Source organism: Paenibacillus elgii NBRC 100335 (assembly GCF_004000865.1).
Classification (GTDB): domain Bacteria; phylum Bacillota; class Bacilli; order Paenibacillales; family NBRC-103111; genus Paenibacillus_G; species Paenibacillus_G elgii.
Genome location: NZ_BIMB01000090.1, coordinates 1 through 10,904, shown reverse-complemented (window position 1 = coordinate 10,904; position 10,904 = coordinate 1). Strand labels below are relative to the sequence as shown.

Sequence of the window (10,904 nt, the reverse complement as noted above, 5' to 3'; positions counted from 1 at the left end):
CGCCGATCGCAAAGCCGGACTTCATCCGAAAGAACCAGGAGCGCGAACTGCAGCTGCTCGGCCGGCCGCCGTTGCCGGCGCGTCAGTCTACAACTATATTTTCCTAGTCTAATACTTTATTTTCAGTCTAATACTTTATTTTTTTCTGACACTTGGCAATTCTGAATTCCTAGGAGAGCATTCGCTGGACAATAACGGGTTGCACCAGTAATGATTGGAGCTAATCCGATTATTCCCCACCAATTTTTGTAATACAGCCCCATCAACACAATCGTGACTCCAATTGAAATTCTAAACACCTGCTCCGTTTTCCCAACGTTACAATTCATTTTAAACCTCCCTAATAATAGTTTGGTTTGCTTTTATAACAAAGTTATTTCACGTTCTTGTGACCAGCTATTTTTCCATTTTTGTCGAAGCAAATTTGAACGTTCGTTACTTCATATTTATCTTGCCCTTGATTACAAAAATTTAAATGTATGACTGAGTATTAAAAATTGGTTGTTCAATAATGTGAAGACTTAAATGAACTAAAAGAAACAACAGAATAAACCCGAAATAATTTGGATATATTATGCAAAAATAGTAGTAAGGAGAAGCGAATTGAAAATACAATATTTTCACGAATCGAAGATTCCTGACTTTCCGGAATCATATTGGCTCGCCTCGACAACGCTGCCTGATTTTACTAAGCTTGCGCAAGATGTAAAGGTGGATGCAGCCATAGTGGGAGCAGGAATCACAGGAATCTTAACGGCTTATCTGCTCTCAAAGAAAGGACTCAAGGTTGCCTTAGTGGAAGCCGGACATCTACTTTCAGGGACAACAAAGCACACTACAGCAAAAATTACGGCACAGCATGATTTGATTTATAGTGAATTGCTCTCTCACTTTGGCAAGGAAAAAGCAATAATGTACTACGATGCCAATCGGGAAGCCATGGAATTTATCAAGAAAATGGTTCGGGAGCAAGAAATCCTGTGCGACTTAATGGAGGAGGACGCATACATATATACCTCCTCTAATGCCTATGTGAGTAAGCTGACGTCTGAAATTCAAGCTTATGAAGCTTTGGGAATACCCGGCACCTATGTGGAACAAACTTTGCTACCTTTTTCCGTCGAAGGGGCTATCGTAATGCCTGAGCAAGCTCACTTTCATCCTGCAGCTTTTATAGCGCATATGGTGAAAGAAGTAATTCGCCTCGGAGGGGACATTTACGAAAACACGACTGCGATCAGCGCAGATCCGGGGACAACGGTTTCGTTGACCACCTCGGAAGGTTATAAAATCACCGCTGATTATATCGTGTCGTGTTCGCATTTTCCTTTCTATGATGGGGGAGGGTTCTACTTTTCCAGGCTGCACGCGGAACGATCGTATGTCTTACTTGCTGAAACGGAAAAAGCATATCCTCAAGGAATGTACCTAAGCGCGGAGGAGCCCAAACGTTCGCTTCGGCCGGTTACAGTCGATGGAAAGCGGATGGTTTTGATCGGCGGAGAAAGCCACAAAACAGGACAGGGGATCTGCACAATCAAACACTATGAAGCGTTGCAGCAGTTCGGCGAAGAAACCTTCGGATTGAAAGAAATCCATTATCGTTGGTCAGCCCAGGATCTGATTTCACTGGATAAGATCCCTTATATCGGTCCGATTGCTTCCAATAAACCCAATATTATGGTTGCCACCGGGTACAAAAAATGGGGCATGACATCAAGCGTAGCAGCGGCCTTGTTGAACTCAAGGCTGATCTTAGGCGAAGATACCCTGTATAGCGAGCTTTTCACTCCATCCAGGTTTCATACGGACCCCGATATTAAAACGTTCCTGATCCAAAATGCTGATGCAGCCGGACATTTCATCGCCGGCAAGTTGGAGATGGTCCACCAAACGACGGAGGAGCTGCAGAATGACGAAGGGGCCGTTGTCCGGGTCCATGGCAAACGTGCGGGAGCTTACCGAGATCCCCAAGGAAAGCTACACGTGGTAGATACTACCTGTACGCATATGGGATGTGAAGTTGAGTGGAATGCCGGCGAGAAGACATGGGACTGCCCCTGCCACGGATCTAGATTCTCCTACGAGGGAGACGTACTGGAGGGGCCAGCGGCGAAGTCTCTGAGAAGGATCGAATCCTACTAAGTTCTTCAAATAAGTGATTACATTATAAAGGGATGAAGCTAAAAGATGGAAAAGGAACTCTTCACATCAGATGTCGCTATTCTTGGAATCGGTACGGCCGTTCCTGCCTATCGGTTGGACCAGCTCGAGGTGTTGGAAAGATTGACCGATGCACTAAAAGAACATTCCGACTCCATGCGATGGTCGAAGCGAATCTTTAAACAGTGCGGGGTGGAAACCCGTTATACTTGCGAGCCGGACCTGCTGAGTCCGGCTGCCGAATGTCGCTATTTTCCTTCAGATTCTCTGGAAAATGTACCTTCAACGAAGGAACGTATGGAGCGGTATAAGAGGGAATCCGTCCCTTTGGCATTAGAGTCGTCGAAAAAAGCCCTGGAGGATAGCCATACGGCCGTTTCGGATATTACGCATTTGATCACGGTGAGCTGTACGGGACAATTTCTTCCTGGAATGGATGTGGATTTGACTATGCGTCTCGGTTTGTCGCCGAATGTCCAGCGAATGCCGCTGCAATTTCTTGGTTGTGCGGCCGGGTTGAAGGCGGTCAGCTTAGCGAGACAGATCGTGGCGGGCATGCGTTCAGCAAATGTATTGATTGTTTGTGTGGAACTCTGTACGCTACATATTCAGCCCTCCAGCCAAAGGGAGGCGTTGTTCGGCGCTTCATTCTTCGGGGATGGTGCATCCGCTTGCGTTGTAGGCAGAGCCCGTCCTGAGCATAAGAAAGTTTTTCGGCTGGGTAAAGGGAATACAGTCCTTTTACCCGATACCACCGATGAGATGGTATGGGAAGTCGGCAATTACGGGTTCGATTTATATTTGTCGCCGAATATTCCTAAGCTGTTGGGCCGATACGTCCCAGCAGAGATTGAGCAAATTTTCAACGGGAAGACCTTGCCGGAGCTATGGGCCATTCATCCCGGAGGGCGAGGTATCATAGATACATTGCAAGATTTGTTCGCATTATCGGAGGAGCAAACCCGTCCTAGCCGAAATACGCTTCGTAATTACGGAAATGTATCCTCGGCTACAATTTTGTTCGTTCTTGATGAATACAGACGCGAGCTGACGCCCGCGGGAACGGATACCCATCCCATATGCGGCATCGCCTTAGCTTTTGGTCCTGGACTCACCGCAGAGCTGATCGAAGTAGATTATTTTCCGAACGGGATCCCATTAGGAGCAGCCGGCATAGGGATATCCTATGTTTAATCGGTTGAGGCATCGTACCGCTGAGCCGGAACTGATGGATGATTTGTCCAAAGGGGGGCCCGAACTCCGTGAAGCGTTGTGGCATCTTCGCAGGCTGAATCGGATATTTCGCGCTGCACTGCCCACACTTTACGGAGTGTCCCAATTATGGATACAAGCGAATAAACCCAAAAGCTTCACTATACTTGATGTCGGCTGCGGATCAGGCGATGTGAACCGCCGTTTGCTCGAATGGGCTGATTCTAACCGCATTGATCTGGTCATCACTTTAGTTGACATTACGGAGGAAGCCTGTGAGGAGGCAAAAAGGATTTTCTATCATGAGCCTAGGGTACAGGTGAAGCGCGGCAATTTGTTTGAGCTTCCGGAAAAAAACGCAGACATAGTTACAGGGACACAGTTCCTTCATCATTTTACGGATGAGGAGCTTCCTCAAACTGTAAATAGCATGCTCAGAGCATCCCGGTTGGGCGTAGTGATTAACGATATCCATCGGAATTGGATTCCTTGGGTAGCCGTCTGGCTTACTTCGAGAATCGTTTCGAGGAATCGTTATATCCGGCACGACGGACCGCTCTCTGTGGCCAAAGGCTTTCAATCCTCCGATTGGCAACACCTTCGTCAAACCCTAGGAATCACTCGTTTCACTTATTCATGGATACCGTTGTTCCGGTATGCTGTCGTCATTGGAAAGGATAGGCTGTAACTTCATCGTCATATGGAGCTGAAGATTATGCAACGGATTCGAGATATGGTAGTGATTGGCGCGGGAATCTCCGGGAGCAGTATGGCAAAAGTTCTTGCCGATCGGGGTTGGGACGTCATTCTGATTGACGGGAATCGTTTTCCACGTCATAAAGTCTGTGGCGAGTTTTTATCGCCGGAATCCCAAGTCATGCTGCGTTCTTTGGGTTTTCAAGAAACTGTTGAATCGCTTCAGCCTGCAAAGATTCACCAGGCACGCATTATCTTGAGTGAAGGTGATACCTTAGACATTCCCCTTCCGGGCACTGCCCTAGGGATAAGCCGGTTTGCCTTGGATACAACACTCCATCAATCGGTGATAGGGTCCGGTGTTGAAATGATCACTGGGCAGAAGGTCGCCTCTGTGACCCCCGCAGACCATGGATATAGAATTGAAACCCGACAAGGAGGAGAAGAATTCTCCTTCCGCTCAAGAGCGGTAATTGCTGCTTGGGGAGGCCAAGGGGTACCAAAGGTTTTGGATCAGAGATCACCCGATTCAAGGTATATCGGTGTGAAATCCCATTATACAGGCATTGATTTGGGGCCGGTTGTAGAGCTTTATTTTTTCCCTGGCGGCTATTTGGGCCTCTCTCCCGTTGAGGACGGTAAGTTGAATGTTGCAGCCTTGCTAAAGAAGAATACATTCCAAAACAAGGAAAAAACTGTTGTCGACTGGATCTACGCCGCGGGACGAAGAAATCCGAAGCTTAAAGCTATACTGGACAAAGTCGTTCCGGTTCCCGGGACACAAGCTGCTGTAGCACCCGTCCAACTGAATCACATTTGGTCCGCATGGGATCGGTTCCCGCTTGTAGGGGATGCGGCCGTTATGGTTCCTCCTCTCTGTGGAGACGGAATGTCCATGGCGCTGCGTTCAGCCTGCTTATGCGCACCGTTTGCTGACCGTTATCTGCGAGGCGAGAGCAGCGTTAACCGATGGAAATGGGAATATACTCGTTCCCTTAAGCGTGAGTTCAATAGTCCCTTGCGTTGGGGCCTTTTACTGCAATGGATGTTCTCCTTGCCGGTATTTCCTAGGTTGATGCTGAGTATAGCGCAGTCCTTCCCCGTATTGCCAGCCTCTTTAATTCGAGCAACCCGCTTGAGAGAAAGCGACCTGTAAGCAGTTAATCCAGAGTTGAGGATCATGGGTAATCGGGTACCGTTTACTTAATACCCTCTCTCTTCATTTTCATTTTTAGACCGGTTTTACATGGATCTGCTCGTTCTCTTGCTTTCCTCTTGGGTAAAACCCCCCTCAGCCTAGTAGGGTTTGCCATGCCAATTGAAACTACGAAAAGAAGAACGGATTATTTTTCTATCGCTACTCAGAAAAGTATTCACTTTTCCGCCGCAAATCAACGACAGAAAAAAATTACTTTTTTTGCAGACCACCCATGGATAAAGGATTTCAAAGTACTCATTTTTCTGTCGTTGGACATTTCATCCCGTATTTTTCGCGACGGGAAGTCGCTTTTCGAGAACGGCCTCCTCAATCTCGACCCGCCGAAGCATACGCAGATGCGCGACATTGTCAATAAAGCTTTTACTCCCAGAGCGATGAAGGATTGGGAGCCGCGGATTCAGGCGATTACGAACGAATTGTTGGATGACATCGAAGGAGAGCGGGAGATCGATCTCGTCGAGCAGTTGTCTTATCCGCTTCCGGTCCGGGTGATCGCCGAAATGCTCGGAGTTCCTGCGAAAGACAAACGCAAATTTAAAGATTGGTCCGATCAGGCCGTTGCGGGACCGGCAAACAACAGCGAAGAAGCCAGAAGCGAGCAGCTCCGGAAGCAGCAGCAGGTGGTCGGAGAGCTGTATGCCTATTTCAAGGAAATCATCGAACTGAAAAAAATGGAGCCTGCGGACGACATCATTTCCGTGCTGCTTCAGGCCAGCGTGAATGGCGAGAGCTTAACGGAAGAAGAGATCGTCGGATTTTGCATCTTGCTGCTCGTAGCCGGAAACGAAACGACGACCAATTTGATTACCAATGCAATCTATACGTTCTTGGAATACCCGGAGGTGTACCGGCAAATCAAAAATGAGCCGGACGAATTGCTGCCTGCGGCGATTGAAGAAGTGCTGCGTTTTCGTTCGCCCGTGCAGGCTTCATTTCGTTTCGTGCAAGAAGACGTCGTCTTGGGAGGGAAAGAGCTTCGCGCAGGGGAATACGTTATCGCCTGGATGGGCGCGGCCAATCGCGACGAAAAGCAGTTTCCGAATGCGGAGCAGTTCGTGGTGCCGCGCAAGCCGAATCTGCACATGGCCTTTGGCCGGGGCATTCATTTTTGTCTCGGGGCGCCGCTGGCTCGTATGGAAGCGGAGATCGTCTTAAAAGAATGGATCCGGCGGTATCCCGACTTCCGCTTAAGCGCGGGCTTTACTTTAAAGCCGCTTGAAAGCACGTTCGCGTACGGGATCAAAGAGCTGCTGCTCACCGTTTAGGGTGACATGAATAAAGTACGAGGCTAAACGCAACAGCAGGTCGGTCAGTCAACCGGCCTGCTGTTTTTTTGCTCGTTTTTCCAAGGAACGGGTCGACGGGAAGGGGGTTATGGTATAATATGATGAAGCACGTTTTCGAAATACGGCTTGCAAATGCCGGTGCCGTACGCTGCAATTTTCATCGGCATAGGAGAGGAAAGTTGACGGATGAAGACGCTTGTTATCGCCGAGAAGCCGGACATGGGGCGCAATATTGCGGCCGCCATCGAGCCGAAGGCGAAAAACCAACGCACGCATATCGAAGGCGAGAAGTATATTATCACCTGGGCCATCGGGCACCTGATCGGTCTCGCCGAACCGGATGCGTACGATGAAAAATACAAAAAATGGAACTTCAACGATTTGCCGATCATTCCGGAGCGCTTCAAGCTTGTACCCAATCCGAAGACGAAGGACCAGCTCAAGGTCATCGCCGAGCTGGCCAAACGGAGCGGCCTGCTGATTAACGCTTGCGACGCCGGGCGGGAGGGGCAGCAAATGGTATGTAGGTAATGATTGTATCTTCATTCCTTTACAGTAACTGACTTTAGGGAATTATTATTACATTAGATAATAAATGTTTTATGTAATAATGATAACCAGATAAAAGTCGATAATAATACAAAGAATTAAATAAATATACATAATGATTTACGTGAGATATACTCCCAACACCAAGGAAGAGAATGTAGCCCACCGGGAGGAAAAGTCGAGGAAAAGGAATGAAAAGTTTTGGATAATATAGGAGAAAAGTAAGTACTAAAAACTATAGGGGAATAACAAATAATACTTTTTCCTAACTTCATGATTGTAGAGGAGGATTTTGGAATAATATGTAGAATTATGTCTTGAGACTACAGATCTGGAGCTGAATTATCTTGAGACAAATAATATTTTTGCCTGGAATTATGGGAAGTGGACTAAAAAAAGATTTGTTCCCTATTTGGCCGTCATATATCCCATACAGTAACAAAATGCTAGATAGTGTTTATCAACAGTTAACTAATATTGATGATTCAGAAATTAAGGCTAGTTTTATTGAGCCACTTGTTTATACAAAGATTTTAAAGAATTTATCTAACTATGGAAAAGTAACCCCGGTTCCTTATGATTGGCGATTAAATAATTTAGAACATATCTCTTTATTAGCCGGTTCGATCCTTGAAAAGGCAGAAGAGGTAATAATCGTTGCGCATAGTATGGGTGGAATAGTTGCAAGGCTTTTCATAAATTCAGATGATCCAGAATTTAAAGACGCCAAATCAAAAGTAACCAAATTGATCACACTTGCGACACCATGGAATGGCTCACCAACTGCATATAAAACTCTTAAATATGGTAATGGTGTTCCTTCTGATAGTAATCAACTAGTCCTTACGGTGGAGACAAGTAAAAAAATTGCTCCTTATTTCCCGAGTATATACCAACTTCTCCCAAGTTCTAATTATAATCACTTATATATGAGTAAGCATGGTTTTTCTTGCCTAAAAGATAAGAATGAAAAGGTATATGACTGGTCACTATTACGAGAAAAATACTATCCACTGTTAAATTCGAGGGATCATGATTTTACTAATGTTTTAGATGAATTTTATGAAAAGCTAAGTTCTCCTGCAGAAAACGAAGTGGAAGTTGAACATTACGAGATTCTCGCATATGGAACTGAAACTTTATGTAGTATTGAAGAAAATAATTTAAATGAACCTGAAGGTATTTTTGGTGAAGGTGACGGTACTGTGCCGATAATTAGTGCCATGTCAGCATCCCAAAATAAATACTTTATAAAGTCATCTCATCAAAAAATAGTACGTGAAGAACTTGCTCTCAAAATTATTGGAAACATTCTTGATGGGGTACCTAATGAGGAAATTGATGGTGTATATAGGCAATATAATCAGATTGCAGGATTAGGTTTTTCAGGTAAGATAATTAAGGTAGCTTGTCCAGTAATTGTTTCGCTGACAGATGAAGAAGGAAATGTTTTATTCGGTAATATTGGTATTCTAGATGAAGATTTCTTAAAAGAGCTTCTTGATGAAAGGCAAAAGTACAATGTCACTTCATTAGGTAGTACAACATATATTATTATGCAGGGGATTAATAAAGAAGAACATGTCAAACAACCTCATAATGACGTAAATCAACTCCCTGCTAATACTATATTTATTGAAGCTTACGACCAAGGACCCACATCTGTTTCCATTGAAGAATATGAGGAAGGCAAAAGAAAAAAAGTCAAAGCATTTAGTACTTTCAATATTAACAAGGGTAAAAGTGCAAAACTGAATATCGCAGATGATCTTGTGGAAATGAAGTTATTGGTTAATAAAGATAAAGATCTTATTGTAGAGGTACCTTCAATTATTGAGAATGTAAAGACTGAAGAGGACAAAAATATAATTTTACCTAAAACGATTTATACCATTGAATCTAATAGTGAAAAAATTATTTCAGAAGATTCAATGGTTGTTCCGATTGATGTGCAATTGAATGTTAAAGAAGTAATTCCTGGTACCTATGATTATGACTCCACATATATTTGTTTGAATAATAATAAATATGATCAAATTGAAAATTTCGGGATTATTCCATTAGAATGGAAAGTAAATAATTTTAATACATTGAAGATTTTTTCAAAGGATATTTTAGGAAATACAGAAGAAGTTCATACTGAGAAAGTGTTTGTTTCAGATGGTGCACTCCCAAAGATTGTTATTAACTTCTATTTGGATTATTATGAAGTTGAGAAAAAATATGATGAAATTCAAAAAGTTTTTGCAATAAAGGGAGTAAAACCTTCATCTCAAAAAGTTATTATCCCTAATCAAGAGGGTGTTACAGGCGAAGTAATTCTTTATAGGAATAAAGAGAGAATAATTAAAGTCGAACAAATTGATATATTTGGTAATAAAAACACAAGAGAATTTTATATTGATGAGACCTTGATTCAGAATATATTTCAAGGTATCGCTACACCGGAGAATATATTTGAGCTGTTAACACAAGTGGGGCTTGAGAACCCTATGGATATAACAATTAAAAAACGAAATGGATTTACAGCTAAGTCATTAAAAACAGAGCATATTCAAAACGCAAGATATATATGTATTAGTAATGAACGATTTGAGTTGCATTTTTTCAACGGCGCTCAGTACTATGTGTCGTTTTTCCTTAAAGAAGATATTAATGTTATCGAAGAGAATAAATACTGTGTTAAATTGTCAATAATTGAAATTAAAACAAGAAAAGAAATTACAACAAAAAAACTTAATGCATTTTTTAAAGTGTCAATAAACACAGAACACTATAGATCAGAAGATTTGGAGTTGACATTTGACGAAAATGAGGGATTGTATGTATGTAATTTCGATTTGGAGGAATTAAAAAAGTTTTTGGATGAGTTCTGGGAAAAAGATATGCATAATCTTGACATTATTGTTACTGATCAAGATAAGGGCAATATGATTGAAACAAAGACAATAAAAATTCGCTAAATTATTAGGAGGGGTAGATATGATAATATTTTTTGTTACGAATGTTATCATACTTCTCTCCTTGATTTTTACATATTATTATACAAGAGATCAAATGAGTAAAAGTTTATTAGCTGATCCATCTGTTTTGTATGGACTAAAAAATCTGATAACTCCTTTTTCACTAATTATTTCAAATATAATTCTTTATTTCATTCAAAGTACTTACAAAATTTTACCGTTATTAGTGGTTATTGTTTGTATTTTAACTATATGCTTTAGAGTACTGAGTTACAAATTACATTTACAATCTAAAAGAAAAATGATTAAAAAAATTCACTCAAGTATTTTGATATACATTATAGAACAATTTAAAAAAAAAAATATTCTAATATCAAGCAAAGACATTTCTATTATTCTTGAAAATAAAAGCAATTCATGTAGAATAATTATTAAATTTGAAAAAGTGGAGGGTGTACATTACTCCAATTTACGTAAAGAAATGCTTAAAACAATCAATGAAAAATTGCCTAACATGGATATAATGTTAATATTTGATTATAAGTATATTTATCAAAAAAAAAGAACATTAACAGAGATTAATGTGTAATAGTAACTTAGCTTATTGTAAAAAAAGTTGAAATATGATATTTTGAGTATATAAAAACAATGAACTAACGGTGAAATTAACAATAAAGCATAGGCCTAAAGCCTATCGAAGGAAATAGATAAAAGGATGTAACTGCAAGTTTACTTCCTTTTATCAAAATCTTCGATAGGCTTTTTTATTGCTTACAATAATGTAAATAAGGAGGCCTATTTATGGAAAAGTCCGCC

General features: G+C 42.0%; 8 protein-coding genes and 1 pseudogene. 8 read left to right on the top strand and 1 reads right to left on the bottom strand.

The window, feature by feature from the left end; genetic code table 11:
* Positions 1 to 122: 122 nt before the first annotated feature.
* Positions 123 to 329 (bottom strand): YgaP family membrane protein, encoded by a 207-nt coding sequence (locus PEL01S_RS33465; protein ID WP_127463257.1) that lies wholly within the window; start codon positions 327 to 329, stop codon positions 123 to 125.
* A gap of 274 nt (positions 330 to 603) precedes the next feature.
* Between PEL01S_RS33465 and PEL01S_RS33460 the strand changes: the two genes are divergently transcribed.
* The 8 genes and pseudogenes from PEL01S_RS33460 (at position 604) to PEL01S_RS33425 (ending at position 10,677) form a co-directional block, all read left to right on the top strand.
* Complete coding sequence (locus PEL01S_RS33460; protein ID WP_204343658.1) at positions 604 to 2,145, top strand: FAD-dependent oxidoreductase; 1,542 nt, start codon at positions 604 to 606, stop codon at positions 2,143 to 2,145.
* A 45-nt stretch (positions 2,146 to 2,190) separates the two neighbouring features.
* Entirely contained in the window at positions 2,191 to 3,357 is a 1,167-nt protein-coding gene (locus tag PEL01S_RS33455) for a type III polyketide synthase (protein ID WP_127463256.1), read from the top strand.
* Complete coding sequence (locus PEL01S_RS33450; protein ID WP_127463255.1) at positions 3,350 to 4,063, top strand: methyltransferase domain-containing protein; 714 nt, start codon at positions 3,350 to 3,352, stop codon at positions 4,061 to 4,063. The genes PEL01S_RS33455 and PEL01S_RS33450 overlap by 8 nt, the downstream gene beginning before the upstream one ends.
* Before the next feature lie 27 nt (positions 4,064 to 4,090).
* Positions 4,091 to 5,227 (top strand): NAD(P)/FAD-dependent oxidoreductase, encoded by a 1,137-nt coding sequence (locus PEL01S_RS33445; protein ID WP_127463254.1) that lies wholly within the window; start codon positions 4,091 to 4,093, stop codon positions 5,225 to 5,227.
* 119 nt (positions 5,228 to 5,346) lie between these two features.
* Positions 5,347 to 6,555, top strand: coding sequence for a cytochrome P450 (locus PEL01S_RS33440; RefSeq protein WP_255320197.1), 1,209 nt, complete (start codon positions 5,347 to 5,349; stop codon positions 6,553 to 6,555).
* A gap of 207 nt (positions 6,556 to 6,762) precedes the next feature.
* Positions 6,763 to 7,095 (top strand): annotated as a pseudogene (locus PEL01S_RS33435) (toprim domain-containing protein); the annotation flags it as partial.
* A gap of 377 nt (positions 7,096 to 7,472) precedes the next feature.
* Positions 7,473 to 10,088, top strand: a complete 2,616-nt coding sequence (locus PEL01S_RS33430) for a lipase/acyltransferase domain-containing protein (protein ID WP_127463252.1) — start codon at positions 7,473 to 7,475, stop codon at positions 10,086 to 10,088.
* Positions 10,089 to 10,107: 19 nt separating this feature from the next.
* On the top strand, positions 10,108 to 10,677 hold the full coding sequence (locus PEL01S_RS33425; protein WP_127463251.1) for a hypothetical protein: 570 nt from the start codon (positions 10,108 to 10,110) through the stop codon (positions 10,675 to 10,677).
* Positions 10,678 to 10,904: the final 227 nt, after the last annotated feature.